This is a genomic window from Seonamhaeicola marinus, from assembly GCF_008085455.1.
In genome coordinates, this window is the sequence record NZ_VSDQ01000915.1 from 1 (window position 1) to 1364 (window position 1364).

Here is a 1364-nt window from a genome sequence, read left to right on the forward strand (position 1 = left end):
ATTGAAATCCTTCATTTTACGTCTGCGCTCTTCAGCTCGTTCTTTTAAGAGTTCTGAAATAGGCGTATTCATGGGGTCAATTTCTTGCTCCTCTTCAGGTTCTACTGCTGGTTCGTTAACCACTTTTCGTTCAAAAACAACATCATTATCAACTTCTTCAACAGCTTCTTGTTGTGTTTTCTTTTTAGGGTTTGCAGCATCAGCTTCTACATAATCATCTAAAGTGTAACGAATATCTCCGTCTTCATTTGCTTCGGTAATGGTGATTAGCTCAGTGTAATCATTTACAGTAATATCTTTAATTTCGTCATTTAAATCATGCGATATTATATCTTCTTTTTCGTTAACTGGTTGTTTTGGTGCTTCAACATTGCTTGTTAAAGGCAAATCAAAAGTTAAGGTTATTTGCTGCTCTTCTTCTTCAATAGTTTCGGCTACAACATCAATATTTTTAATATCATTTTCCATTTTGGTTACTGGCTTAATGATAAAATCATCTTCATCTTCAACAGTTGCCTTTACTTCATCATAAACAACATTGATGTTTTTAATGATTTCTGATGTTGGAATAATATCTAAATTAGGATTTTGTCTTACATTGTTTTCTGGTTTTACCTGTGTTTTTGGCTTTACCTGTTCTTCTTCTGTATCAAAATCTAAAGTATGGCGTACAATTTTTGGTGCTTGCTTTTCTTCTAATTCAATGGCAGGCGCTATAATTGCGGGCTCTTTTTCTTCACCACTTAAATCTTGATCTTCTGGTGTTAAAGAATGTATAACTCTTTTGGTTTCAGTATTTGAAATTTCATCTTGCTGCTCAATATTAAAACCTGTGGCTATTATTGTTACTGCTATTGATTCTTCTAAAGTGCTATCTTCACCAACACCCATAATAATGTTAGCGCCATGACCTGCTTCATTTTGTATGTGGTCATTAATTTCACCTATTTCATCAATAGTAATTTCATGTGTTCCTGATACTATCAGTAATAGTACGTTTTTAGCACCTGTTATTTTATTATCGTTTAGTAACGGCGAATCTAATGCGTTTCTAATAGCATCTTGCGCACGGTTTTGACCAGCAGCTACTGCAGACCCCATTATTGCGGTGCCGCTATTACTTAATACCGTTTTAGCATCACGTAAATCTATATTTTGTGTATAATGATGTGTTATAACTTCGGCAATACCACGAGCAGCGGTAGATAACACCTCATCGGCTTTTGAGAAACCTGCTTTAAAACCTAGATTTCCATAAACTTCTCTAAGTTTGTTATTATTTATTACTATTAAAGAATCTACAACGCTTCTAATTTTTTCAATTCCTTTTTGTGATTGCTCAATACGCATTCTTCCTTCAAACT

General features: G+C 34.1%; 1 protein-coding gene. It reads right to left on the reverse strand.

What is annotated here, in order from left to right:
• Positions 1–1364 (reverse strand): cell division protein FtsZ (locus tag FUA24_RS24805; RefSeq protein ID WP_148546105.1); only part of this gene is annotated, 1364 nt, incomplete at both ends.